The organism is Roseibium algae, assembly GCF_037783265.1.
Classification (GTDB): Bacteria; Pseudomonadota; Alphaproteobacteria; order Rhizobiales; family Stappiaceae; genus Roseibium; species Roseibium algae.
This window is the reverse complement of record NZ_JBAKIA010000030.1, coordinates 1-26,453: the sequence shown is the minus strand read 5'-3', so window position 1 is coordinate 26,453 and position 26,453 is coordinate 1. Positions and strand designations below refer to the sequence as shown.

Here is a 26,453-nt window from a genome sequence, read left to right as displayed (position 1 = left end):
GAGCGGACTATATTGAGGCGCTTTTCGGAATTTGGGAAAAGGCATTTGGAACATGCAATCTGGAGAAACTGGGAGAGCAGTCCTTCAACAGTGATGTAGCGACACCTTCATATTTGTGGAAAGCGAAGATATTGGAAAAATCCTATTACCGCGATGGTTCTCCTGACGAGGGCGGCAGAAGTGATTGCCTTTTTGTTTCCATATCGGATGTTCACGTATGCTTATCGGTTTTACGCTTCAAAGATGAGACGAAATTTGCAGAGCCTGGTGCTGAACAGGGCGTTGAGGGATGGCGAGTTGAGACTGAAGAACGCGGAGATTATGTTTCCAACACTCCAGTGAAACTTGCTGATTTTATCACCGATGCCGACGCGACCATCCAACGGTTTCGCGACGATGCAAAGAGGATGATTGAGGCGCTCGCCACAGATTAGGAAGGGTAGCTTAAACGTGAATAAGGGGCTACCCAATTATGAGGGACGTATTTATTTCATGGCGGAACGCCTAGAAAAGCCAGTTCGGTTCATTGCAACTAAATGAGAAGCTGGCGTGACTATTTCGTGAAACCGTCAAGGAGGCGCAGGACCAGGCACCCGAATGGCTCCGGACTTACAACAATGAGCGCCCCAACATGGGCATCGGCGGCGTAACCCCCGCCATGAAACTTAAAATGGCCGCCTGAATTCTACCGCTCAGCCCCACTAAAAATGGGGAGATTACCATGCCACCCTCCTGAGCGTCACAACCGGCAGCCGGACTTTGCGGTTCAACCATCGCGTCCTGCATTGCGCGGCAGGATGGTCATGGTCGTGGTTTCCCAGTCGACCAAACCGTGAGAGTGATTGTATTGAGCTTGCGATGCCGTCCGGCGGCAATGGGGCCGTATCCAGACTGTCGGCTCCTAGGCGCGAACGCAAGTAAGCAGACGTTTGTTCAGACGGCGCACAATCATCCCTTGAGGCTGCGAGGTTAATGGCGGCTTTGGAAAAAAGAGGCAGGTAAGTAGATGTGCCGTATGTGCTTCGATCACCCACGTAAAGTGCGGTTCACTCGGAAGTATAAGGTTCAACATCATTCAAATTCTCCGATGCGCTCACGGCAGATCGCGAGCATCTGCTCGGCTTTGTCGGCAATGTCTTCGTCTATGCCGGCGACATCCGGAGTGGTGAGCGCGTCAATGCCCGCACGCAGTCCTGAAAGCAATTCTTCGATCGCCTGGCTCGCTACCGCGGCAGTCAGGCCCGCCGTCGCTGCCATCTTAAGGAAGTCAGCGCGGCGCAAGCGATTATCCTTGCCGTTTATCTTCAGGGCCATGCGGTCATGCTCAAGGCCGGGAAAGACGACCGTGGTGACGGCATCATAGAGCGGCGCGAGCCCTACGGTCTCAAAGGTGCGTGCATCCGGCTGCGCGACTTTGAGCAGCGCGAGATTCTTGAGGTGCATGTCTCCGTCCGCAATGAGCCAGGCGAATAATGCGCGTTTAAGCACCAGCAGCAGATCAGCTTCGGGATTGGTCGAGAGCGGTCTGACGGCGCGGGCGATACGCTCTATCGTACCGTCATATTTGGCGTCGGGGGGAAGATCGAGAACCGAGCACAAATCTTCGAGCGCGAGGCGCCGCGTGTCATCCGTCGAAGTGCGAATATCGAAGCGCTCGACGATCAGTGCCGGTGGCATGCCATCCGGCATAGCGGTCAACGCCGTCGGCGGGGCGTCGAGCCCGGCATGGCGGCCAAGCGTCATGGCGAGAAACTCGATCACCGGCAGCGCCTGAAAGCCGCTGGCCCCGGCAGGTTTAAGTATGTGCGTAAAAGGCAGGCCGGTACTGGGAACAAGTTTCCCGTCGTTACCGAGGAACATCGGCGCTTTGATCTGGACGCCGGACAGACGCGGTGTGTCGGCGCTGGCGTAAAGGCGCGCGAGCTTTTCTTCAAAGCTCTGCTCGATGTCGCCGCGGCTTGGGCCGGCATAGGTGCCGGTGAAGATGCCGCCGGTTTTGAAGTCGTCCAGACGACTGACCAGAACATCTGCGGGCAAGGCGTCAAGATCGGCAGCCTTGGTGCTGATCGTTATATTTGACATGTAGCGCTTGCCCGAGCGCAGAACGGCGCGCTCGTCATTTTCCTTGAGAACGCGCTCCAGCCATCCTTCGGGTAAAAGAGATAGAATGAAGGGCGGCAGCTTGCCTGGAACGCGCTGTTGGATCAGCGGCAGATCGAACCCTTTGTCTGGTTTCCAGCGCCATTCAAAGCCGTCATACAAGAGATGCCCGATGTGGGTCCCATGCCATGCGACGATGAAATCGAGTGCCGCCTCATTTCGAACCTCAATCTCAGCTGGTGTATAGAGCAGATAGCGCTCGGCTTGCTCCCCTTCGCGATACCATTTGTTTTCGCGGGCCAGCGCCCAGAGTGCATCAGCCGCTGCTTTGGGATCGCCATACTCGGCAACCAGGCGCTGCGCGATGTCGGCGCGCATCGCTTCATCGATAGAGGCAGCGTGTTCGCTGCGCAGTCGGAAAGCTTCGAGAAAGCGCTGACGAATGGACGAGATGTTGGTTCGGAACTCTCCTAGCCCGTCATCGATAGTGGCGCTCGCAACCGCCGGATGATCAGGCGCAGCATTTTGGATGATTTCCAGGGTCCTGATCCGGGTGCGTTGATTGCGCCGCCCGCAGATAAAGAGTCGGCCATCGCGCGTCGGCGCGAGCAGAATGGCACTGGCGGCCGAGAGATAGGCCCGCGGATAGAGATAGCGGGCGATCCGGATCGCATGCCTGAGCACATTGGAATCTGCATCGGCGTCTGCATCGACATAGATGCCGCGCATGAGCTGCACGATCTTGCCGGTTTCGGCCTGATAGTGGGCACGGGTTTTGTCGAGGTTTTCGCCGACGAGATAGAGCAATTTTCTAACTTTCACGTATTTAACATACGGAATAGTTAGGATTTTTCACATCAGATGTCAAGGATTTCTAACTTTCGCGTATTTCATGCGCGCAAAAGTTAGATTCTCGCCACCATCCCTCCCCACCGGTCGGGACTAACGGGCCGTGCAGCGGTACCGGGGATAGCGTCCCACCGCAGCTACGACGCCTACGTCATCGGCATGATGATCGTCATCGCCGCCATGGCGATCATCATGATCATGCGCAGCTAATCAGCATGGCGCGGCGAACGGCTGCTTTTAGGATCAGATCAAGAGCAGCTCAATGACCGAAATGAGGACGCAAAACGGTCATCCCATTCTCAACCGGACCTACTCGCTCATGCCTGGCCCGGCACAAGAACAATTGAAATGCCTCACAGACCCAAAGTTCCTCCGTTCTCTTGACTCTTCGTCAATGTTCCTATTTTGTTCTCGCCTCATTAAGAGGCTTGAACCATGCGGAAACCCGAAACCATTGAACGTCTCTATCTGGATTTCGATGGCTTCTTCGCCTCGGTCATGCAGCAAGCCTATCCAAAGCTACGCGGTCGCCCGGTTGGTGTCGTTCCATTCGAGGGAACCGACAGGACAGTCGTCATTGCCTGCTCCAAGGAGGCAAAGGCCGCCGGATGCACAAATGTGATGAAGGTTCTTGAGGCCCGGCAAAAGTGCCCAAGCCTCGTCCTGGTGCCTCAAGAGCCTGACCTCTTTCGCCGGGCGCACAACGCACTTCTTTCTGAAATCTCTGCGGTCATACCGATTGATGCCATCAAGTCGATTGATGAACTCACGTGCCGCCTGGATGAGCGGCAACGGCAGGAACCTGAAGACCTGGCCGCAACGATAAAGGATCGTATTGCCCGCTTTGTCGGGATCTACATCACCTGCTCAATCGGCTTTGCAGCCAATCGACACCTCGCAAAGATCGCTTGCAAGATGGACAAGCCGAATGGTGTCACCATCTGGCATCCGAACATGATGCCCCAGCCACTATACCCGCTTCCCTTTGATGATATTCCCGGCATTGGCGAACGGATGAAGGCGAGGCTCAACAAGTTGGGCGTCTACGATATGCAGCGCTTACTGGCCCTTCAGCCCAAACATATGCGGAAGATCTGGAGAAACGTAACCGGAGAGCGGCTTTGGTATGCCCTCCATGGCTACGATATCCAGGCTGGGAGTAGCGAACGCGGCATGTACGGTCACGGCCGGGTTTTGCCGCCAGACTTGCGGACCATGAAGGAGGCTCGTGAAATCGCCCGTATCCTTCTGGTAAAAGCCGCCAGAAGAATGCGCCGGGAGAACTTTGCAGCTTCAGGGCTGGTCTTGTGGCTTGCCATCACAAACGGGTCTTTCGGCGACGGCTTGAAGCTTCCAGCCGTGCGCGATGACAAGGCATTCCTGGATGCGCTGGATATCTTGTGGCACCGCGCCGAGGGGGAGGTGGCCTGGCGGAAAGTCTATCGCGTCCATGTGACCCTGATCGATCTGACGCCAGCCAAGGCAAGGCAGCTCGATATGCTGTTGGACGACGACCGGGAACGGCAACGCTGGGAGCATGTGACCGATGCTCAAGATGACCTTAATCGGAAATACTCAGGGACCATTGTTTCCACCGGTTGGTGGAACCCACCCAAAGGCGGGAATGTTGGTGGCAAGATCAGCTACACGCGCATTCCACGTGCGGAGGATTTCTGGTGAACTGGAAAGCTGAAATCCAGCTCCGTGATTTGGACCCGGATCAGATGATCGAGTTCATCTGCCGGTCATGCAGCCACGTTCATCACCGCAAGGCCTCTGAATTACAGGCCCGGGCAGACCTTATGTTCCATTGGATGACCGAGATCGAGCGTGATGAAACCTGTCGCAAGCGCGGATGTCGCGGCCAGTGCCGGATGGCTCTCTACCATGAATGCGAGGCATCCGGGTTTGTCGGTGGGTTGGCTTAGGTTCCAACCAGCCGCCTATATCGAACCCGGCTCAGCCTGGGAGAATGGCTATTGCAAAAATTTCAATGCGCGCTTGCGCGATGAACTGTTGAACGGAGAGATCTTTACATCTCTGCGCGAGTCCCAGGTCATCATCCAAAGCTGGAGAAAAACGAGCGCCGGGGCGGCACGAAAACGGGACAGGTCCATTGCAAAGCTGGCTCAGACGAGAACTTGGCTGGATTGACTGTTCAGTCCAATTTCGGTTGGAATAACAGCGGCGTTGGATTGCCATACTCCAGAGCACGCAATTCTTTGAGGCTATAGCAAAGCTCTGGGGAGACGAGCACATAGTCGAGCAAGTAGATTCCCAACTTATTGATAGAATCCTCAATACATTTGAGATTTTCAAAGAAGCCAAATGATGAATCTCCTGTACCATCTGGCTGATTATGAAATACAATCAGATACTTAGCGGAGAGATCAAGTGCTCGGGCCACGAGTTGTCGAGGAAAAACACGGGCTGAATCACAATCACCAGTCTGAAGCGTTTCAATCCCGATCAGTTCCCTGGCTCGGTCGAGATACATAACCTTCACGTTTACAATGTCCAGATTTGCCATCGATGCAACTGCATAGTCGAGCACTTGGCTTGTGTCTTTAATTGGTTTCTGTCGACAGCTTTCGTCCAATAGAGCACGCATTTTTATAGTTCGAGCCAGATCAAGAACGTCGATCAGCTTTTGATCTGCTCCGTAAATCATTTTTATGCGAGGCTCGGTTGCGTTGAGAACATTGTTGATGGTGCCGAACTCAGCAAGCAGCGCCATCGAAAGTATACGCGCTTTTGGCGCTGTGTATTTCAAGACCAGCAAACTCTCCAGGAGGCCCTGGTCAGTTTCATCGGTCAACGCCGCTCTTCTTCGCTTGTCAATTAGCTCTTGCTTGCCCGCTTTCTTGCCATTCGTTGCAGCTTCGACGCCACCTCGGAAACCCATGGCCTCTATATGCTCAAGGAACTCATATCCAAGTCGAAGGTCTGCCTTGGGATTGCTGTGTTGCGTGTTGTCCAGCTTCGAATATGCAGACCCCAGTGCTCTATGAAACAGCATTTGATCCGGAAGCACGCCTTCTGCAAATCCCTGAAGCGCTTCCACTAGTCCCCGAGTAGCTTTCATTATTCCCTCCCCATATCCCGCTGCGGACGCCCCCGAACACCCGTATAGCGTGTAACTATTAAATTAATGTAATTTTTAGTTTAACTCTAGGAAAAATTTCCATAACGTCAAAAATACCAGAAAATAGGAGTATTGCTGTAGAAAAATAACGAGAGGAAAAGTCGAAAAGTAAAATAATGGAAAATTTATGCGACTCTTTATTTACTTAAAGATCGACTTCGGCTCCTTAATGTTCAAAATGAAATATTTATACTTCGGGAGATTTGTATGCGTAGAGTAAAAGGATCTAGCTCCAAGAGGGTTGAACTCTCTGAATGTGCCTTCTTTTCTTCACAAGAGTTGAAATTGCATGCGCAAACGGCATGCAAGATGGCTCTTCTGGCCGAAGGCCTGGGAGCGAGGCGAACGGCGGGGCAGTTTCGCTCTGCTGCGATGATGCTGAATACTGCAAGCCGGTTTTATGCAGCGGTGCTGCGAGAGGGATATGTTGATCGGGGGGAAACACCGCGAAAGAAGAGCAAACGGAAATAATCGGTTTTCATCTTCGGTGGATATAAACCCATCGAGATTGTTCGGGCGGGGAGCTAACTCTGTGCGCAGTTCCATATGACACGTTATGAGAAGTCGCCGATAGATTATACCAGACATCGATCAATTTGCTTGCTCGCGCGAAGATCTCACGTCCTGGTCGGTGCTTCATACAATTCTAGCGGATCAGATTTTCGAGAAACAAGCTTATCAATACGTCCATTTGAGCATTGTGAGATTTTTTGTCGTGCCCCACTGCTCGCACCCAAAGTGCGTGCGCGTTATTCGACAACTCTGGATCCAAACGCAATTCGGTAAGGGCACACTCCATATAACGTTTGTTTTTCTCGGACGTAGTATAATTTCCTGCCGCAACATCTCGAACATTGCCCATTTGGCACAATGCTAGGAAGGCAATTTTCGGGCAGCTTTTGTATTGCAATGAAGAACTATGAGGAAAAGTAGTTTTAACCGCGGACTGCCATGCTTCTTTGGGTTGGAGCGTATCGTCTTTGGCAATCGCGCGTGCAGCCGCTACCGCTGCTTCTCCGTACTTTCCCAAAGCTCACTCCTTTAAAGTTCAATTGCTTTTGTACGTTTCGATATACCACTGGAAATGTTCTTTAGTTCCAGTGGTTCCATATGACACGTAATGCGAATTAGGCCGCCGAAACCCGATTTCGGGCCTTGGCATTCAAACACCTGCCTCTGATAACGCAGGATGGTTTTAAGCTACATGCCCTAACGCACTCCACCATCGTGTCACCAATGCGCCATGCAATACATACCGTTGAAAATTATATGAAGAAGCCAGAAGAGGCTTTCTTTTATCAGGCAAAATTTTAAAATACACGTTAGAATAGTTATTTGTAGCCACATTCTCCGGGAGAGCGTTATTGTGAATTTAAAATATTTAGGAGTTTTTTTGTCTTTAGGCCTAGCGGTTTCTGCCTGCGCTAAACGACCCGATGCCATCGTACCGGTCGATATTCCTATTTCAGCCTATACAGGCCAATCCTGCTCAAAGCTTGCGGAACAATTGAGACATGAGAAGGACAAGCTGCAAACATTGTCTAATTCTCAGAATGATGCTGCAACTGGTGATGCCTTCGGCGTATTCCTAATCGGAGTTCCCGTATCCAGCCTAACTGGCGGCGATCAAGAAGGGAACATTGCTGTATCTAAGGGAAAAGTTCAGTCTATCGAGTTGGCTAGGCAATCCAAAAACTGCAAGGCTTAAGGCTTATATTTTGCGCAGCTGGCCTGGCCCTGAGTTGCGCAAATTTGCCTGGCAACTATCAACCTTGCTTCTTGCGGTCCTTGGCAATGATCAGACCAGCTTTTCCTAAGATCACAATTACAAAGCCCCCAATTGCTCCAGCGAGCCAAGCATAAATAGCAATTGCAGTTCCCATTAATGCCAAGCCCATGTTGCCGACCAATAAAGTAAGGGCAATCGCGCATATGATTGGAATGATCAAGAGAAGTTGGACAAATAGGGAGTACCTGCGGTAATGCCTCCAGGTCGCAATCGCATATGGTTTATAGCGGTCGAGCATATGCAAGCTTCCTTCATGCTGATTAAAAGTTGAATAATACTATTGCTCCACCCAAAATAGAGCAATCAACAAATTCCAATAATAATGATGTTGCCACGAGTCGACGCTAAGGCATGCCATTTCCTATGCCTTGATCATCTGGATGATCTGTTCGTCGCTGAAACGTGAGGATCTCATTATTCGTCTCCTACCAGGGGCCGAAGTCTACCCAAAATTGGATAAAGAAACAGGACTTCAGGTCAACAGGCTTGACGATAAAATATGAACATATTACTCATCTATTCAGATTTAATCATTTGAAGAAAGTTCATTCATGTCACAAGCCGTTGATGCAACGACCACTTTAGATACGCTCGTTATTTCTGCTGGATCATACGGTGGATATAGCTTTAGTGGTATAACGTCCTATTCAGTTGGTTGGAGTTGGTACGGGGTCGGAGCAAATTCTTTCTATACAATTTCTAGTCTGTATAGTTCCATTTTTGGTCAAGCTCATGCTTGGGATCTATATATGATCTCATTAGATAGTTTTGATTTCTTAGCACAATACGTACATGATCTAACACTTTTAGCTCATGATCTATACACTTTTAATGCAGAAACGCTCGCAAACTCTATTATAATGTATACAAATATGGATATCTTAGCGGAGACTAACGATATAATCCCTCTCCAAGTTTATATGCGTAGCGATGAGCTTAGCTCGGAATACGACTCTGGGGATCATTCTTTCAGCGGAAGTTCGTTTACTCCTCTTGCCGCGCTAGGTCACTATTTATACGGTGGTGGCGAGACTATGTCCGTTGATCTCCACAATCTTGGACTAGAAATTGAGGCATCAGAAATTACGCCACTTAATTCACTAATTGAAGATTCTAACTCCAATTCTCAAACAGTTTCCGGAACATTCGCATACTCAACCTACAAAGACTCTTTAATCCATGGTGCGTGGCTGGGCGGGATTACACTCAAGGTTGACGGCTATTTCTCGCGCACGTCAGAAACGGAGTGGAATTTTGTCGGAGATATTACTGGTCTCCCAGATCAGTATGATGTTAACGAGAATGCCGATCGGGGTGCTATCGCCGATTTTTCTACCGATATGTTAGAATTGATTGGAGCTATCGGAGGAGGTGATGAGTACCAAATCGATCTGGATGGTACTATTCATGTGGAGCTCAATAATAATGTACTTATTTACGATGAATACGGACTCTAAGCTGCTTTAGCGTACCATTAATTTATTTATATAATAATATAGGACACTTATGGTGAATAGATTTATAATAATAATAATGGCTCTTATACTTATCTCACCAATGAGATCTTGGGCACAGGAGGTTGGTCGGCAACATGTAGACCATTGCGCAAATATGGAGATTGCGAACCTCAAAGAGTTAATCACAAAATCAGTGCTTCAAAAGCAACTTAAAGGGGATAAATTTTTCCCTCGTGGATACGACCTGATTTTTTCTAAAGTTGCGCCTCAATTTAATAAACATGCAGATATATGGCTTGTTACTATTTATCTAGCTAAAGACAAAATTGCTTATTTTAAGAGATTTGCCCTCTTTAATTGCAATTGGACAATTGAATATTCTTTAGACCCAAGTTTTGAGCCAACGAGCGTCAATGCTGCTTCTCAACTATGACCTTTGTCGACCTGTCGCGTGACCTGATCCGGTCCACTATGTCACCAAGCATCTGGACACCCGCAAAAACCCTCGCGTTGCCCGATGATATTGGATTCACTGCCTCTGTCATCGTTTCGCTTATCGCTATGTCCTTTCATATAGCATGAGCAAAAATTTGACCGTCGACGAATGATAATCTCGCAGGGATTTAATACCGCTCCGTTCATAGTCTCTCGGAAGACTACCGTTCGCGCAGGGCATGTGCGATTTGGTCGGTGACCGGTTTCAACAGATACGACAGGACCGTGCGGTTCTGCGTCATCAGGAAGGCCTCCACCGGCATTCCGGGAACCAGAACTTTACCGTCCAGGCTTTTCAGTTCTTCGTCGTCGATCAGCAAGCGGGCCGTGTAGAAGCTTTCTCCCGTCCGCTCGTTCTCAGACAGATCCGGTGAGATCGTCAGCAAACGCGCCGTCAATTCCGGCGTGGTGCGTTGATCAAAGCTTGGGAAGCGGACACGGGCTTCCTGGCCTTGGCCAATTTGGTCGATATCCGTCGGGCGGATCTGAGCTTCAACAATCAGGTTGTCCTCGCGTGGCACAATCTGCATGACGATTTCCCCGCCGCCGATCACGCCGCCGATTGTGTGGACAGCCAGCTGGTGAACAAACCCTGTTTGCGGGGCACGCAGGTCAATCCGGCGCAGCTGATCTTCTGCGGCAATGCGTTGCTCTGCCAACCGGGACAATTCTGAGCGCACATTCTGCAGCTGTTCGAGTACCTCTGCCCGAAAGCCCTGATCAATCTGAATGATCTGGATCTCCCGTTCGCTTATGGCTTCGCGTGCCTGTGCTGACTGGGCAATCAGCTCGCCATGCTCACCCCGCAATCTGGTTTTCTCCCGGCGCAGGGAAGTGACCCGGCTCTTTGACACCAGTTTCTTGTCCAGAAGGCCATTCAGATCGACCAGCTCCAGATCAATAAGGTCCATTTCCTGGGCCTTGGCCTCCAGCTGTGCTGCAAGGCCTTCGATTTGGGTTTCCAGCTGCTTGATTTGCTCAGACAGCTGCTTGCGCTGACCGGACAGAGAACTCCTGCGCGCTTCAAACAGAAGTTCCTGGTCTTTCTGCACTTCCGTAAGCGATTGACCCTTGGAAGATCCCGCGAATTCTAGCCTGTCTTTGCCGTCCCGTTCGGCACCTAAACGGGCCTCTTGTGCCGTTAATTCGGCAAGCTGCTTGGTCACCACGGCCAGATTTGCGCGCGTGACCGTGTCATCAAGGCGAAGCAACAGGTCACCGGCTTGGACGATATCACCATCCTCAACCTTGATCTCCTTTACGATGCCCCCCTCTTGATGCTGCACCTGCTTGATGTTGCTCTCCACAACGATCCTGCCAGAGGTCACAACCGCGCCGGAGATTTTAAACACAGCCGCCCAGCCCCCAATCCCCGCAACAACCGCCAGGCTGATGAGCAGCACGACAAGGAGATGGTTTCTGATGGTCCGTTTCAGGTGAGCATCACTCCCGCTGGCTTGTTCCTTGCCCGCACTCATGCGCTAGTCCCCACAGAGGAAAGCGGCGAGATGACCTTTTTCAAAACCTCGTCCTTGGGACCGAAGGCAACCGCCTGACCGTCTTTCATGCAAAGAACCTTGTTCACAGTGGCAATTGCACTCGGTCTATGAGCGATAACAACCACGATAGATCCCCGTTCCCGCATCGCCATGATCGCATTTGTCAGGGCTGTTTCGCCTTCGGAATCCAGGTTCGAATTGGGTTCATCCAGCACAATGAGAAAAGGATTGCCATAGAGCGCACGCGCCAGGGCAATCCGTTGACGTTGGCCACCAGACAAGTTCAAACCAGCCCTGCCAATGACAGTGTTGTAGCCTTCAGCAAAGCCCACAATAAGGTCATGTACATCTGCCAATAGCGCAGCTTCAATGATCGCATCCGAGCTGGCGTCCTCTCGAAAGCGGGCAATGTTCTCGGCAATTGTTCCATCAAACAGCTGCAAATCCTGAGGCATATAGCCGATGAAATCGCCGCGGCGCTCGGACGGCCACTGGTTGATGTCAGCGCCATCATAGGAAATTGACCCACGAAGGGCAGGCACTGTGCCAACCAGTGCGCGCGCCAGCGTGGATTTCCCAGACCCGGACGGGCCGATAATACCCAGACCATCGCCAGCCTGCAGCTCGAGGGAAAGGCCAAACACATAGGGGGCCTTTTCGCCGAATGGGCCGCAACTCACCTTATCAAGGAGCAGCGTTTTTACAGGAAGCGGCAGCTCCAATTTGGCAGCAGCGTCCAAAGACCAGATTAGGCCCTCCCTCAACCGGTGCAAAGCCTGCCGACTGGCCACAAAACCACGCCATTGTGCAACGGCCTGTTCGATGGGAGACAGCGCCCGCGACGTCATGATGGAAGATGCAATCATCACGCCTGGAGAGATCTCCTGCTTGATTGCCAGCCAGGCCCCCACGCCCAGAACGGCCGATTGAAGTACAAACCGGATTGTCTTGATCAAGGTCGTGAAGAACCCGCCTCGATCAGACGCCTGCAATTGGGTTGTCCGAAAGTCGGCGTTCTGCGTGTCCCATCGCTCCAACAGAACCGCTTCCATCCCCATGGCGCAAATCACCTCGGAGTTCCGCCTGCCAGCCTCGACTTCCAGCGCCCGGCGGCCAGCTTTGTTGTTAGCGTCTGCGGATGGCGCCTTGGAGAAGATTTCATTCAGCAAGATGAGGCCCGCAATCAAGACTGCACCGCCAAGAGCAAGAAATCCAAGAACCGGATGAAACAGAAACACGATGCCGACGTAAAATGGCAGCCAAGGCAGATCGGCAATCGCAGAAGGGCCAGGCCCGGACAGGAATTGCCGGAGGGTGTCCAGGTCCTGGATCGGCCGGAGGTTTGCAGCATGACGGCCAAGACGAATGGGCAGGCTGTTGGAAAACCGATAGGCGCTTGCGGAAAGACCCGCATCAACCCGGTGCGCAAGCCTGGCCAGAACGCGACTACGAAGTCCTTCCAAGAGCCCGTAAAAGCCATAAAGCACCATGGCCAGGCTGCCGATTACAATCAACGTTGGCACCGATCCGCTTGCAAGCACCCGGTCATAAACCTGGAGCATGAACAGCGGGCCTGTCAGCATCAGGAGATTGATCAGGAAACTGACCAGGCCGACGCCAATCAATGCCGAACGAACACTTCGAAAAGCTTCCGAAACGATCGATTTGGTCTGTCTCTGAGACGTTGGCTTACGCATGACTGGGTCAAAATCCGGTGGCTTGAAAATGGAGGTCTGAGAAAGGAAATGAGAAGTTACCTGTGCGGGCTTTTAACGAACCCCAGATTGTAACTTGGGCAAGCTGAGTTGGTCAGGACGTAAGGCAGATAAGCCACGACATCCCGACCAATTGCAACTTTTAGACAAAGCGGAAATCATCCAGGTCCAGGCTGGACACAACCACGTTTTGCAGCAGGATCGACGTGTCAGCGTCAATCGTGATTGTTGTATCTGCTCCATCGTCCGATGCCGCTGCAAGGACGCCAGCAAAATCAGCAAACACACCACCCTCAAACTCGATCACATCTTCAGATCCAGCGCCTGCAGTGAAATCCGTGATCGTGTCATGGCCGGTATCCCCAGAAACAAAGCGGAACGTGTCGTTGCCCGCCCCACCTGTGAGGGTATCGTTTCCAGCAAGGCCCGAGATAACATCATTACCGGACTGGCCATTTAAGAAATTTGTACCCGTTGTTCCGGCAAGAATATCATCAGATGAGGCCCCATTCAGAATAACGTTAACATCAAAGAAAATTTCAGCTTCCTCAAAACCATCAGATCCAACCATACGCAAAGCCAAGGGCCCATTAAAGTCGGAGGGGAGCGTACCAGATACAAGACCATTCGATGGGTTGAACGATAGCCATTGCGGTAATGCAGAGCCATCATCCAATGTCAGGCTTATTGAAATCTCATCTCCATCAGCATCTTCGAATGGAAACACTGGAATTTCGTAAGACCAGGCCGCTCCGGACGAAGCCTCTTGGTCTGGAATTTGATAGGTTACCAATGGTGCGACGTTACTTCCGTTGTTTGAAGATGTAACGTTCACATCAAAGAAAATCTCAGCTTCCTCGAGACCGTCAGATCCAACCATACGCAAGGCCAAGGGGCCATTAAAGTCGGAGGGGGGCGTACCAGATACAAGACCATTCGATGAGTTGAACGATAGCCATTGCGGTAATGCAGAGCCATCATCCAATGTCAGGCTTATTGAAATCTCATCTCCATCAGCATCTTCGAATGGAAACATTGGAATTTCATATGACCATGCCGCTCCGGACGAAGCCTCTTGATCTGGAATTTGATAGGTAACAACGGGTGCATCGTTTTCAGGAGTGACTGTCAGTATAAAGGCAGCATCGACTGTCTCTGCGCCGTCTGAGGCAGAGACCTTCAGATTGATCGTGCCGTTTAAGTCCTGCGGCGGCGTTCCGGAGAACGTCTGCATGCTGTCATCAAAGCTTAGCCAGGATGGTAGTACGCCGCCATCAGCTAGCGTAGCGCTGTATGTCAACACGTCCCCATCAGCATCACTGAACGTATCAATTGGAACCGTGAAATTCCACGAGGTGCCTTCTGAAATACTGACGTCCGCAATCGGAAAGCTAACGACAGGCGCATTGTTAGCGGCACTCTCGCTGACTACACCATTATTTTGAGCCAGCGCTGAGAATTGAGCAAAGGTAAGGGAAACGCCGTCTGAGAAGCGGATTTCATCAAAGGCTTCTTTGAACCCGCCGATCTGGTCGGCCAGTGTCACCATCTCGCCTGTTTCGCCCACTGTCACGGTAACGTGCTTATCGTATAAAATACCGAAACTGACATCCGTGGAGAGGACATCTGTGAAGATCACAATATCGGTATCGGCGTCTGCACCGCCACCGGCTCCAAACGAGTCGTTTCCATCACCCTTAGACCAAAGGAATGTGTCATTCCCACTGGAGCCATTAACGTAATCCGCACCACCCCCAGTATCGATCACATCATCCGCGTCAGTCAACCAAGCATCAGCGTCTGTATCATCGGTTCCGATATAGGTTGGGGCTTCCTGGGCCAGCGCTGAGAATTGAGCAAAGGTAAGGGAAACGCCGTCTGAGAAGCGGATTTCATCAAAGGCTTCTTTGAACCCGCCGATCTGGTCGGCCAGTGTCACCATCTCGCCTGTTTCGCCCACTGTCACGGTAACGTGCTTATCGTATAAAATACCGAAACTGACATCCGTGGAGGGGACATCTGTGAAGATCACAATATCGGTATCGGCGTCTGCACCGCCACCGGCTCCAAACGAGTCGTTTCCATCGCCTTTAGACCAAAGGAATGTGTCATTCCCACTGGAGCCATTAACGTAATCCGCACCGCCCCCAGTATCGATCACATCATCTGCGTCAGTCAACCAAGCATCAGCGTCTGTATCATCGGTTCCAGCATAGGTTGTATGGTGAGTTTGCACCTTCGGCTGGATCGTCAGATTAAAACTCTGGGAAACGCTCTCGTTACCATCTGAAGCAACAACTTCGAGTAAGAAAATGCCAGCCTCACCTTGCGGTGGCGTTCCGGAGAATGTCTGCGTGTTGGCATCGAAGCTCAGCCAGGACGGAAGTGCGGCGCCATCGGCGAGAGCTGCTGTGTAGGTGAGTGTATCACCGTCAACATCCGTAAAGGTTTCTGCAGGGACCGTGAAGGACCAGGCCGTGTCCTCGGCGACCGATTGATCGGAGAGGGCAAGGGTAACAACCGGTGCATCGTTCTCAGGAGTGACCGTCAGTGTAAAGGCCGCATCGACTGTCTCTGCGCCGTCTGAGGCAGAGACCTTCAGATTGATCGTGCCGTTTAAGTCCTGTGGCGGCGTTCCGGAGAATGTCCGGGTCGCAGGATCAAAATTTAGCCAGGCTGGCAGTAGGCTATCATTCGACAGGCGTGCGCTATAAGTCAGCACGTCTCCATCAACATCACTGAACGTATCAAGCGGAACTGTTAAGTACCAAGCGCTGTCTTCTACAATGTTCGCATCAGCTAGCGCAGCGGCAACAATGGGCGTATCATTGGGAGGAATTTCTGAAACCGGAACGGCCGTCTCAAGAACTTCTTCACGTGTCAGAATACTCCCGTCAGCAAACTTGAATTGCTCGAAGTGACTTGCCAGATCAGCGATCTTAAGGCTGCCTTGTGGCCGTGTCCCATTTACAGCCCACTCTATAACGAGCACTTCGCCCAGATATTCATCGCCAGAGATTTTGGTGACGCTCAGATCGTCCAACGTGAGGTCTCGGAAATCGACGGTATCATACCCGCCGTTATCTACTTCGGCCCCGCGGAACAAGAACACTTCACCAACGTTTGCACTGACAACATAGGTATCGTCACCAGCTTCCCCCCAGCCTTGCTGGTAGTCAGCCAGATCACTTTTCCCGAACACCAGAGTATCGTTTCCAGCACCGCCAAATTGTTGTTCATCATCTGTGTAGCGACCGTTCCCATCGCCGCTAACCTGGACACCGCCGACAATCAAATCATCGCCATCCGTCCCGCGAAGAACTGCGCGACCAAGGCTATCAATCTCAATTTTACTCAGCGTAGTCCCGTCAGAAAACTTAAATTGCTCGAAATTACTTCCCAGGTCAGCGATCTTAAGGCTGCCTTGTGGCCGTGTCCCATTTGCAGCCCACTCTATAACGAGCACTTCGCCCTGATATTCCTCGCCAGAGATTTTGGTGACGCTCAGATCGTCCAACGTGAGGTCACGAAAATCGACGGTATCATAACCGCCGTTATCTACTTCGGCCCCGCGGAATAAGAACACTTCACCAACGTTTGCACTGACAACATATGTATCGTCACCAGCTTCGCCCCAGCCCTGTTGGTAGTCAGAAAGGTCACTTTTCCCGAACACGAGAGTGTCATTTCCAGCGCCGCCAAATAGTTGTTCATCATCTGTGTAGCGACCGTTCCCATCGCCGCTAACCTGGACACCGCCGACAATCAAATCATCGCCATCCGTGCCGCGGAGTACTGCACGACCAAGGCCATCGATCTCAATTTTACTCAGCGTAGTCCCGTCGCCAAACTCAAAACGTTCAATGTGCTGCCCAAGTTCGGACAGATCCAATTGGCCCGTGGGCCTATAGTCGGTGCTGTTCCAGGCCAAACGCATCAATGTACCTTGGCTTTCGTCCCAGTACGGTGTTGTAAAGATCAAGTCAGACAGAACGAGATCCGTAAAAAGAACCGTATCCGTGCCAGATCCCGCCCACTCACCACCGATGTCGATGAATACTTTTCCGGAGTCGGCATCTATCAGGTATGTATCATCACCAGCTTCGCCATATAACATCTGCCAAGCATCAGTCCCAGCACCTGGCTCCAAAACATCGTTGCCATTTCCACCATAAAGCCTGTCGGTTCCTTCGCCACCGCGAAGGATGTCATGGCCGTCACCGCCGTAGAGGGTGTCGTTGCCATAACCGCCGAGTATCGTGTCATGGCCAGCCCCACCATTGATCGTGTCATCTCCACCTTCGGCATTGATGAAATCGTTCAGATCACCACCCGAACCGTTCTGGAAGCTTGCAAGATGCCCGATCCAGACCGTATCGCCATTGGCGAAGGAGAGGCTTTCCACACGACGGTCTCCATTTGTGAACCAATCCGTGATCGTGATGGATCCGGTGAGCGGTTCCAGTCCGCGCGCTTCGGCGGCTTCAGCCTCTTCTGAACTTTCACCAAAGAATTCGATTTTCAGATGATTGCCAGACCGGGTGAACTTCAGATCTTCCAGATCAATCCCGTCGCCGAAAGCCAGCCTGTCACCATTGTCACCATGCCCGGTCTCGACAATCGTATCGCTGCCATCGCCGCGGTTGTAGACATAGGTGTCATCACCGGCGGCACCATAAAGATAATCATTTCCCTTGCCGCCAATTAGAAGATCATTTCCATCGTCGGCGTCATTCCCTGGATCGTCATCATAACCGTAAAGCGTATCTTCTCCATCACCGCCTTCAAGAATGTCATTGCCGGCCTGACCATGCAGGGTATCGTTGCCCGCGCCGCCTGACAGAATGTCATCGCCAAAATAGGCACTCAGGCTATCATTGCCATCGCCGCCATCAAGCCTATCATCCCCATGACCGCCGGATAGCCGGTCATTGCCATCTTGACCAAACAGTACATCGTTACCATCTTCACCAATAAGGTAATCATCTCCATCAGCACCAAAGGCTATGTCGTTTCCAGCCCCAAGGTGCAGCGTATCATTGCCGCCTCGACCTTGAACAAAATCGCGACCAGACGTGAAAATGCGGCTGCCGCCAGTGTCATCGAGTGAATTGAATGAAAGGTCTGCCAACTCGATCACCGTGCCATCGGCAACGCTGAGGTATTCAATCTTGCTGGTGTCAGTGGTCCAGTTCTGAATACGGATCGAGCCGGTGAGGGCGGCAAGGCCCAGTTCAGCGGCGACGTCCTTGTCCTCCTGACTTTCGTCAAAGAACGAGATCAGCAGGTCGTTGCCATCAAGACGGATATTCAGATCCGACAGCGCAATGCCAGCGCCCAGGGACAGGGTATCGCCGCCATTACCATCTTCATCTTCTGTCGAGCTGGAGTCGTCGATTACGTCATCTCCATCGCCACGATTATAGAGATAGACGTCGTTGCCACCGCCGCCTTTCAGCGTATCATTGCCGGTGCCGCCAGACAGAGTATCGTCTCCAAAACCTTCTTCCGGCGACAAGATCGCCTGGACCAAGGCAGAGTCAGCAAAGAAGGCATCCCGCTCATCGCCGATCTGATTACTGTACTCTTGGCTGCCAATGAAACCCAGGACAATCGACGAGCGGGATGACAGATCGTACAGCTGCTCCAGCCAACTTTCCGCTTCTCCATCAAGAGGATCGCGCAGAAGCACTCTCTGATAGAGGCGGGTTACAAACTCATTGTCGGAAAGAATGGCAAATTGAGTCTGGTATTCTTCGGAAGCGATCAATTGCTCAATCAACTGATCCGTATCGAGATTCTCAGTTTGGACTTTATCGTACCAAAGTTCAAAGCCGGCCGCGTCAGGCTCCCGCCCGAAAACACCGAGATAGGCATTATAGACAAGCTCAAGATCCAACCGCTCATCTGCTGTCAGGTCTGAACCTGGATCAATAACCGAAGAAGCATCGACATAGCTGTTACGCGCAGCCGTCTTTTCGTTGGCGTATTCCTGGCTCGAAATGAAGCCGAGCATGACCTGCTTTCGGTCCGCCGGGTCGTTCAGGTTTCCAAGCCACCCATCAATCTCGCCTGCGATAGGATTGCGATGCAAAGCATCCTGGAAAAGATGCGAGATAAAAGCTTCATCTCCGATTGACGCATAGTTGTTGAGGAACTCTGTAGTTGCCATCAACTGGTCGACCACCTGGCTTAGACTCCAGTTATTCGCCTCAACCCGGTTAAACCACAGCTGAAGTCCGGCAGCATCCGGCTCACGCCCGAACACACCAAGGTAGGCGTTGTAGACGATTTCCAGATGGCCCCATTCGGACGCAGTCAAAACGGGCCCCGGATCGGGCTGGGCAAAAGCCGAATTGTTGACGTAACTGGTGCGGGCGGACGCATTGGTGTTGCTATATTCCGCCCCATTCAGAAAAGTCTCGATCACAGACTTGCGCGATCCACCATTGTTGAGGTGGGCAGTCCAACCTGTCAGCCCGGCACTGTCCGGGCTTCGCAACAGCACGCTCTGATAAAGATGGGAAACAAAGTCGCTGTTGCTCTTGGATCCAATATTCTGGCCATATTCAGTCGATACCAGCAACTGATCGATCAACTGGCTTTGGGACCAGTTGTTATTTTCGACCCGGTGGAACCACATATCCAGGCCATTGGCATCCGGCGCACGGCCCAAGACGCCACGGTAGGCATTATAGACAATCTCGAGATTAGCACGTTCGGACGACGTTAGAACCGGTGCAGGCTCAGGCTGAGCCATGGCTGAATTGTTGATATAGGTGTTGCGCGCAGCCGCATTGGCATTGTTGAATTCAGAGCTGCCTAAAACTCCCATGACCACGCTCTTGCGCGCTCCCTGGTCGATAAGCTGGCTCATCCAGCCTGCACTCTCAGTAGCCGACGCAGTTCGGCCAAGAATGTCCTGATAGAGATGAGCAACAAAGTCCTCATTGCTCAGTGTGGAAAATTCATTCAGGTACTCAGCGGACAAGACCAGTTCATCCACCAACTGGCTGTGCGACAGGTTCCCCGCCTGCACTTCGTCAAACCATTGATCGAGGCCAGCGGCATCCGGTTCACGTCCGAAAACAGCCTGGTAGGAATCGTACACAACCTCAATCGAGAGCCGCTCCTCAGCGGTGAGTGCATCCGGAACACCCATTGCCGAATTGTTGACGTAGGCATCACGGGCGTCCGAAACAGTTGCCTCATATTCAGCGCTGCCCAGTACGCTTTTAATCACTTCTTTGCGGGCATCCTGGTCAATCAATTCTCCAGACCAGTGAATAATCTCGTCCGCACTTGGCACACGGCCCAAAACATCCTCATAAAGATGGTTCACAAAGGCGGCATCGTTGATGGCGCCGAATTGCTCGTGAAACTCCTGTGATTCGACAAACACCTCAACAAGCTGCACTAACGTCAGCCCGCCATCCTGCACCTGGGTTAGCCAATGCGCGAGCTCAAAATCAACGGGCTCCCGGCCTAGGGTTATCCGGTACACGTCATAGACCATGATCAGCTGTGCAGAAGTGACGGCCCCCAAGCCAGACGCACCATCCGCCAGAAGAATGTCATTGCCAGCTCCGCCGATCAGTTGGTCGCTATTGGCTGCACCGATCAGCGTGTCATTGCCGTCCGCGCCATTCAGGTAATAACCAATGTCCACCCAGCCGGCGGAAAAGGTTCCGTCCGCATTGAGCGTGGCGATCTCGCTCCAGACCTTTAGATTGTTGTTATTACCATGAAGGGTGTCATTGCCCAAACCGCCAATGGCAGCCTCGACCTGATGCTGACCCAAAATGACATGGGTGGCAATGTCCGTGTCGAGTGTCAGCGTGTCATAGCCTTCGCCGCCGCTGATCGCACCGCCAGCAAGGTCAGCCGCATCAACCACCAGCGTGTCGTTGCCTGCACCGCCGAACAGGTTGTCCGACCCAGCACCGCCGATCAGGATGTCATGGCCCGCGCCGCCGGTCAGCGTGTCGTTGCCACCCGCACCTTCAAGAAGCACGTCTTCCAGCTTGCCTGAAGCATCCAGCGTGTTGGCGAACTCATTGCCAATGGCAGCAGACCAGGCAGAGGTGGTCAGCGCGCCGTCCGCTTCCTCTGTATCCGCCCCAAGCGCAAAGCTTGCAGCCCCGGCACTTGCGGCAATCACCTTGCGTCCTGTGGATCCGTCTGTGCTGCCGTCCGCGCCCTCATAGGTGACGATGTTGTTGCCATCGGCATCCACACTACGCTTGACCCCAAGTTTGGAATAACCGAGCGACACATCACCAACGGACATTGTCGAGCCATCGCTCAAGGTCGCCTCGGTAAATCCGTGAATGGCCGTGTCGTCATCCAGAACCACAGTCGTCTCGTTGGTCCGGGTCAGCAAGATGCTTTCAATGTTGTAGTCGGCAAGGGATTTCAGCTCCCCCGCATCGACCACCCCGTCACTGTCCGCATCGCGCCAGATCTTGAAGTCGCTCCAGGCCGCATCCTGCGCATCGAAAACACCATCGCCATTGCCGCCATTGGCCTCATCAAAATGTGTGCGAAGGGCATCCAGATCCGTATCAAAGTCCTCGGTCAGCTTCGAGAAAGCGATTTGCCGCGCGCTTGTCAAAGAACCGTTGCCATTCTCGTCCCAGAACAGCAACCCATCATCAGCACCGACCCAGGCCGTGCGTTCCAGAAAACCATCATCGTCAAAATCGAATTCCGTAAACGACCGATCCATCGGCGTAATTTCAATGCCGTCGCCATCCAGATCGAGGATCAGGGGCTTGCCGCTGTCGTTGGAGCTTTCATTGCCGGTTGCCGCTTCTATGCCTTTTCGAGCGGCACGATCAGCCGCCAACACGCCCCGAGCAGAAACATTATCACCACTTTTCCCAATATACGCGTTGAAACCAGCAGCATAAGCCGTGGCCGAGCCGTACCCATTTTCGATGGCGGAATAAGAGCTGGCTTCAGCGTAGGCACCAGCAGATCCCTGATAAGCGCTGCTTAAATCTCCCATGTAAGCCTCGAACGCCTGCATATTAAGGCTGATCGTCTGACCGTCTACAACTTCACCGGTGACACTGTTAAAGCCGCCTCCAGTATACACCACCGGTTCCCAGCCCGTTTTGGAATTGTAATCAAAGCCTTGACCATCGTTCCAGGAATCATTGTGCACCCGCACGCCGCCTGCAACATAGGTGTGGAACTCCTCGACTTCGAAATTATAAGTCTTCCAGCCTTTTTTGAATTCAGGCTTTAAGGCCAGATTACCGTTCTGCGGCAGAACATAACCTTCCGCCTGCTCAAACATGTCAGCTGTTTCGGCTGAATAGATCAGACGTTCAGAGGCAACCTTGGCCTCGCTGCCGTCGGCCAGAACAATCGTGCCAGTCCCACCGGCGACCAACTTCTCGATCTGGCGGAATCCGCCGTGGGCGGTCAGGAATTCGTGACCCGGTGTGGTGACGAGTTCCTTGTCCTCACCATCCTCCACCCAAGACAGCCGCAGCCATTCCTCGGTGATGTTGGTGAAGGTGCGCACGACTTTCTTCGGCACCAACGCGCCTCTGCCATGGTCAGCAGAAGGGTCAAAGGAAAGGACAGTGTCGCCAGGGAGAATGGAGGAGACTTCGGCAGATGCTCCAAGTAATTGGACGATCGTATTTCCGCAAAAGCAACGCGAAATTATATCATCAATTCCCAAAAGTTTATAAACACTTCTGTTAACGTAGTATGTGAAATCCACATTCACACTCCTATCAACATACACATAAGTAAATGCTGTAGGCACTCCGCTAGCGATAAATAGCTTGTCACTCCAATCCAGTTTGTCCCATGCAGAACTGTTTCTCAACGCAGCCAACTCAGCAAGCATCTCGCGATCTGCCGCATTCCTGAGAGTTGTGAGAGCTTGGCCAGAATAGGCTTTGTCATGCCTCATGAAAACTGCATCAAACTCATCTCTGGGGTTAACATTAAATCCTCCGCCCCAGGCGCCGCCGGTCCATCCCTTTCCGCCATAATTGCCATAGGTTAGCGACGACCAATTAGCGTTCCCCATTTTCGTTCTCCAGGATGATTTTTTGAAGATCCAAACTCATTTCAAGGCGGTTCAAAGTGGCAAAATAGACCGCCCCATCAAATACAGCTGGGTAAGTTGATTCAATACTATTATCGCAATAAGTATTTTCAAATGTTTCTACACAGGTATGGTAATTAAAAGAACCACCGACCAAGTCAGCTTTATAGTATATTTTTAATTTATCATCTTCTATTACAATGTGATACGATCTTAAAGATTCGATCTTCCCGTTACCATCAATCTTAATTACATCGCCTGTCGATAAATCAATATACTTTGCGTACTCTAATTTTTCTTCTAATTTATCGGTGCGAATTTTTTCATCCGCACTACGGCCAGAAAAATAAATTTTGCCGTCGTAGAGAACTGACATACCTAATCCAAAGAAACACTCATCTATGAAAACCTTTGGTTCCAGAAAAGAAGATTTGAAGTAATAGAATTTGTCCCCGCCACAATTTTCGCTTTTTTGGAAAAAAATGGTGCCGTCTTCCAGTACAATTGGATTAGAAATCCCTCTAGAAATAGAAAAAACGCGACTACATTTTTTAAAGCCAAGATCACAGCTATACAGAGAGCTCTTTGATGGAGGTTTTCCAGCTACAATGTAATAGAATTTTTCATTTGAGAAATATCCATACGTATACGTATAATCGGGAGAACTGAATTTTTTTATTATTTTATTATTCTGATCGGCAACAAAAATCTCTGCGTGCAGATCTTTTTTTGCTAGCGAATAAGCATATAAATCGCCATTTGTATGAAAGAAGCCAAGATGAACGAAATCATTGCTATTGCATGATGAAATCAAAATAAGTGAACCAAATAAATAAAGCCAGCGCTGACGAAAAAAGCTAATTTTTTGAAGCCCTAGCCGACTAGGAATTATGTGTAATTTAGATTGTTTCAGCATAATTCCCACCCACAGTCTTCATTCCACACCGCCGGAAGAACCGATCCGCAGCTGGGGCATCAACCCCATTGGTAACGTGAAACAGAACATGTTCGCAGGACCGTGTTTTGGCCCAATGACGCACCGCCTGCACCAGACGCAAGGCCACCTTGCCGCCGAGCAGTGAGCCGGAAAGATGCGGCGCAATGTTCAGCGTCTGCACTGTTGCGATCAACGTGCCTTCACCCAGAAAGTATTCGCCGGCATAAACAGAGACGAAGCCGAGCAGGCTGTTGTTATGCTCATCTGAGAGACTGACCGCGGTTCCAGCCGCCGATGCAGCGTCTTCCGATTCATCACTGATTTTCGTCGGCAGAACCGCATACAGCAGCCCATAACGTTCCGGCTGGCTTGTTGCCCGCTCAAAAATGCTTCTGGCTTTGTCTTCGGAAAAAGGGATATCGCGAAAGAGGGTGCGCTCATGAGAGGCCCGTGCCAGGTCAACACCCGCCCTGAAATCAGCTTCCGTTGGCTGTGCAAGCCGAATCTGGAACCCCTTGGAGGCCCGCGAAGCTCTGGATGTCCCTTTGCCAGAGCCGGGCTTACTGCCTGGCAGGGAAGCATGAGTATCAGCGGGAAGGGCAGGGGCAAGCTCATCCTTCCGTGTCTTCAAAACGCCATCCACCTCGAGCCCTGCTCCGTAATCCATTTGATGCCAAAACCCTATCCGCAACCCATGACATCCAGAAGTCAGCAGGACACCCTTGAGTGTACAGCATCAGACATACAGAGAAACAGAACAAGTGCCCGGAAACATTTTATTGTAAATTATAACAGGAAGGGACGCCGTAGCCGGGATCCTGGCGACGCGGCTTTGTAAAGAGAGGGATGGTCATCCCAATGCGTTCGACAGGTTCACAAACGCTGAGTGAACAACCAAAACAAAGTAAAATTAATCAATAATATCAATAACTTATCAAATTTCGCATAATCTAAATTATGGAATATAAAATCAAAAACACCGAATTACCAACCTCCAAGTATTGCCTAGGATGACGCCTCCCATGGATTAATGAGTTTGACACCCGTCAGCTCAAAATCAGAGGTATTTCGGGTCACAACGTGCATATTATGAACCAGAGCTGTTGCGGCGATCAATGCATCTCGCTCTGATCTTGGGTCCGGAACGTGCAGTCGCGCGCAGGCAAAGGCAACAGCACAATCGACAGCAAGAGTACGCTCCGAGAATTCCGGAAAAACTTGGTGATCTAGCCAAGCCCGCAAACGATCACCTTGTTCCGTATCACGGCGCTCCATTCGCAAAACACCAATTTCAAGTTCCATGGTCGTAATGGCTGACACGTACAGGCTGTCAGCTTCCTGAGCAGATATCCAAGAAACAAGATTTCTATCCGCGCGGCCATCTCCGACTTTCCGCAATTCGGAAATCACGTTTGTGTCCAATAAGAACATCAGCTGAATTCAGCCTCGCGAATTCCAATGCTCACTTTATCCGGTTCAAATTCCACATCAGAAAGCCCCGGCATCGCAAGCCGATCTACCAGATTGCCAACAGGCCTGGTTAATCTTTGGTACTCCTCCATTGTCATCAAAACATGTGCAGGCCTGCCGCGATCCGTGATAATAACAGGCCCCTGCTGAGACGCTTTTTTGGCCCGGCTGATATCTTGATTAAATTCCCGGCTCGACACACTTGTAATTGCCATAAGACTTCTCCTCGCTCACTAATGTAGCAACATTACTACATTATTGTAAAGTGTCAAATTCTGGCAGCAGACCAAACGTGAGCGAGATGCTTGCAACAGCCTTGTGTTAATGGAGTTCATGATCCGGCATAGGTTGTCATGGCTGCGGTTTCTGGATCCTGAACTGATGCTGCAACGTCGGACGAGAACACCATTCGGCACTATCGCAATCAGATGACAAAGACCGATACTCTAAAGCAGAAGGATCATATTATTCATCCTCGTTCTTTAACATGAACTCTACATAAAAACGGAGGAAGAAGCTGGGCTGAAGCCAAACATCAAGACGCCCAAATATGAGGCGTGTCGCAAAGATTTCCGCGGTGCAATTATCCTCTAAAGGCTGCATTTTCATGCTTTGTTAACCATTTGTAATCCGAAGAGGCGCGCCCTAAAATCATTGGCTAGGTTTCATAAAATTTAACGCCATTTCTAAGGAGCATTCTGAGTCCTGGCGCAATCAATCCAATCAGCCAGAGCTTTGGCATCGGGAACTTCGATGGCGCCATATTTCAGAGCGATCAAACCTTCCTGCTCAAGCTTCTGATCCTCCCCCTTTGAAGTGGTCCTCCGCTATGTTTAGGAAAACGGAGGAAACACATGACCAACAAGCGACCAAAGCCGGAGGAGATTGTTACGAAGTTACGGCAGGTTGAGGTTCTGACGGGGCA

At 51.3% G+C, this 26,453-nt stretch carries 18 protein-coding genes and 2 pseudogenes; 9 read left to right on the top strand and 11 right to left on the bottom strand.

From position 1 onward, the window contains the following. A partial coding sequence (locus V6575_RS22585; protein ID WP_340277692.1) for a hypothetical protein occupies positions 1-434 on the top strand: 434 nt, incomplete at its 5' end. Between the two features lie 128 nt (positions 435-562). Next, positions 563-682, top strand: a pseudogene (locus V6575_RS22580) (integrase core domain-containing protein); the annotation flags it as partial. 389 nt (positions 683-1,071) lie between these two features. Here the strand turns inward: V6575_RS22580 and V6575_RS22575 are convergent. After that, positions 1,072-2,907: a type II toxin-antitoxin system HipA family toxin gene (locus V6575_RS22575; protein ID WP_340277690.1), complete on the bottom strand. Its 1,836-nt coding sequence runs from the start codon at positions 2,905-2,907 to the stop codon at positions 1,072-1,074. 477 nt (positions 2,908-3,384) lie between these two features. Between V6575_RS22575 and V6575_RS22570 the strand changes: the two genes are divergently transcribed. From V6575_RS22570 to V6575_RS22560, 3 genes and pseudogenes are all read left to right on the top strand, one after another. Then, positions 3,385-4,629: a Y-family DNA polymerase gene (locus V6575_RS22570; protein ID WP_340277688.1), complete on the top strand. Its 1,245-nt coding sequence runs from the start codon at positions 3,385-3,387 to the stop codon at positions 4,627-4,629. Continuing rightward, on the top strand, positions 4,626-4,877 hold the full coding sequence (locus V6575_RS22565; protein ID WP_340277686.1) for a hypothetical protein: 252 nt from the start codon (positions 4,626-4,628) through the stop codon (positions 4,875-4,877). The genes V6575_RS22570 and V6575_RS22565 overlap by 4 nt, the downstream gene beginning before the upstream one ends. 13 nt (positions 4,878-4,890) lie before the next feature. Next, a pseudogene (locus V6575_RS22560) lies at positions 4,891-5,028 on the top strand (integrase core domain-containing protein); the annotation flags it as partial. A gap of 79 nt (positions 5,029-5,107) precedes the next feature. Here V6575_RS22560 and V6575_RS22555 read toward each other — a convergent pair. Next, positions 5,108-6,013, bottom strand: a complete 906-nt coding sequence (locus tag V6575_RS22555; protein ID WP_340277685.1) for a JAB domain-containing protein — start codon at positions 6,011-6,013, stop codon at positions 5,108-5,110. Between the two features lie 288 nt (positions 6,014-6,301). Between V6575_RS22555 and V6575_RS22550 the strand changes: the two genes are divergently transcribed. Beyond that, on the top strand, positions 6,302-6,565 hold the full coding sequence (locus V6575_RS22550) for a hypothetical protein (protein WP_340277684.1): 264 nt from the start codon (positions 6,302-6,304) through the stop codon (positions 6,563-6,565). A 175-nt stretch (positions 6,566-6,740) separates the two neighbouring features. Here V6575_RS22550 and V6575_RS22545 read toward each other — a convergent pair whose 3' ends face one another. After that, complete coding sequence (locus tag V6575_RS22545) at positions 6,741-7,124, bottom strand: DUF6979 family protein (RefSeq protein ID WP_340277682.1); 384 nt, start codon at positions 7,122-7,124, stop codon at positions 6,741-6,743. A 336-nt stretch (positions 7,125-7,460) separates the two neighbouring features. Here V6575_RS22545 and V6575_RS22540 point away from each other — a divergent pair, with 336 nt between their 5' ends. Next, positions 7,461-7,802 (top strand): hypothetical protein, encoded by a 342-nt coding sequence (locus V6575_RS22540; RefSeq protein ID WP_340277681.1) that lies wholly within the window; start codon positions 7,461-7,463, stop codon positions 7,800-7,802. Positions 7,803-7,860: 58 nt separating this feature from the next. Here V6575_RS22540 and V6575_RS22535 read toward each other — a convergent pair whose 3' ends face one another. Beyond that, a complete protein-coding gene (locus V6575_RS22535; protein WP_340277679.1) occupies positions 7,861-8,121 on the bottom strand; it encodes a hypothetical protein in 261 nt (86 codons plus the stop codon). A gap of 313 nt (positions 8,122-8,434) precedes the next feature. Between V6575_RS22535 and V6575_RS22530 the strand changes: the two genes are divergently transcribed. Both V6575_RS22530 and V6575_RS22525 read left to right on the top strand, forming a co-directional pair. Then, positions 8,435-9,340 carry a lipid II-degrading bacteriocin gene (locus V6575_RS22530; protein WP_340277677.1) on the top strand — a complete coding sequence of 302 codons (906 nt, stop codon included), beginning with the start codon at positions 8,435-8,437 and terminating at the stop codon, positions 9,338-9,340. 49 nt (positions 9,341-9,389) lie between these two features. Continuing rightward, positions 9,390-9,773: a hypothetical protein gene (locus tag V6575_RS22525; RefSeq protein WP_340277676.1), complete on the top strand. Its 384-nt coding sequence runs from the start codon at positions 9,390-9,392 to the stop codon at positions 9,771-9,773. A 223-nt stretch (positions 9,774-9,996) separates the two neighbouring features. On the opposite strand, the gene V6575_RS22520 is transcribed toward V6575_RS22525, so the two are convergent. From V6575_RS22520 to V6575_RS22490, 7 genes are all read right to left on the bottom strand, one after another. Then, positions 9,997-11,313 carry an HlyD family type I secretion periplasmic adaptor subunit gene (locus V6575_RS22520; RefSeq protein ID WP_340277674.1) on the bottom strand — a complete coding sequence of 439 codons (1,317 nt, stop codon included), beginning with the start codon at positions 11,311-11,313 and terminating at the stop codon, positions 9,997-9,999. Next, on the bottom strand, positions 11,310-13,031 hold the full coding sequence (locus V6575_RS22515) for a type I secretion system permease/ATPase (protein ID WP_340277673.1): 1,722 nt from the start codon (positions 13,029-13,031) through the stop codon (positions 11,310-11,312). Before V6575_RS22515 ends, V6575_RS22520 begins: the two co-directional genes overlap by 4 nt. 160 nt (positions 13,032-13,191) lie before the next feature. Beyond that, the gene (locus tag V6575_RS22510; protein WP_340277672.1) at positions 13,192-23,103 is read right to left on the bottom strand and encodes a DUF4214 domain-containing protein; all 9,912 of its coding nucleotides are present in this window, start codon (positions 23,101-23,103) and stop codon (positions 13,192-13,194) included. Beyond that, positions 23,090-24,037 carry a hypothetical protein gene (locus V6575_RS22505; protein ID WP_340277670.1) on the bottom strand — a complete coding sequence of 316 codons (948 nt, stop codon included), beginning with the start codon at positions 24,035-24,037 and terminating at the stop codon, positions 23,090-23,092. The genes V6575_RS22510 and V6575_RS22505 overlap by 14 nt, the downstream gene beginning before the upstream one ends. Then, entirely contained in the window at positions 24,021-24,725 is a 705-nt protein-coding gene (locus V6575_RS22500) for a GNAT family protein (RefSeq protein WP_340277669.1), read from the bottom strand. The genes V6575_RS22505 and V6575_RS22500 overlap by 17 nt, the downstream gene beginning before the upstream one ends. Before the next feature lie 338 nt (positions 24,726-25,063). Next, positions 25,064-25,492, bottom strand: coding sequence for a type II toxin-antitoxin system VapC family toxin (locus tag V6575_RS22495; protein ID WP_340277695.1), 429 nt, complete (start codon positions 25,490-25,492; stop codon positions 25,064-25,066). After that, complete coding sequence (locus tag V6575_RS22490) at positions 25,489-25,743, bottom strand: type II toxin-antitoxin system Phd/YefM family antitoxin (RefSeq protein ID WP_340277668.1); 255 nt, start codon at positions 25,741-25,743, stop codon at positions 25,489-25,491. The genes V6575_RS22495 and V6575_RS22490 overlap by 4 nt, the downstream gene beginning before the upstream one ends. Between the last annotated feature and the right edge of the window lie 710 nt (positions 25,744-26,453).